General features: G+C 42.3%; 1 protein-coding gene. It reads right to left on the bottom strand.

All coding sequences use genetic code 11. From position 1 onward, the window contains the following. Positions 1–459 (bottom strand): condensation domain-containing protein (locus JO950_RS22030; RefSeq protein ID WP_202704553.1); only part of this gene is annotated, 459 nt, incomplete at both ends.

Here is a 459-nt window from a genome sequence, read left to right as displayed (position 1 = left end):
TCTCTAAAGTCCTGATAATCGATCGTAAACCCTAAATCTTCCCTTTCAAGTATCCATTGCCTGATCTCTCCCGATTCCTCTTCCCTGAAAACGGTTCTTAAGATCTCATGGCGATCAATTGTAGCCTCAATAGCCCGCCTGATGTTTTCAATTTCAATGATTCCTCTCAGGTAAGTGCTTCCCGGTATGTTATACGCGGACGAACCTCCTTCAAACTGACTTAAGACCCATAACCTTCTTTGGGCATCAGAGATCGGATAACTTGCCTGATCAATTGCCTTTTCTATTGGAACAAACTCCTCTCTTTTTGAAGAGGCTATCAGTTCTGCCTGCGAAGCTATACTGGTATGAACAAATACCTCTCTTAAAGTAAGCTTTACCCCTAACTCCTTTTGATACTCATTGCTCAGACGAACTGCTTTTAAGCTATGGCCTCCCAATGCAAAAAAGTCATCATTG

Origin of the sequence: Flavobacterium sp. UGB4466 (genome assembly GCF_903469665.1) — a bacterium.
Taxonomy (GTDB): Bacteria; Bacteroidota; Bacteroidia; order Flavobacteriales; family Flavobacteriaceae; genus Flavobacterium; species Flavobacterium lipolyticum.
This window is presented reverse-complemented; position numbering and strand designations above follow the sequence as displayed.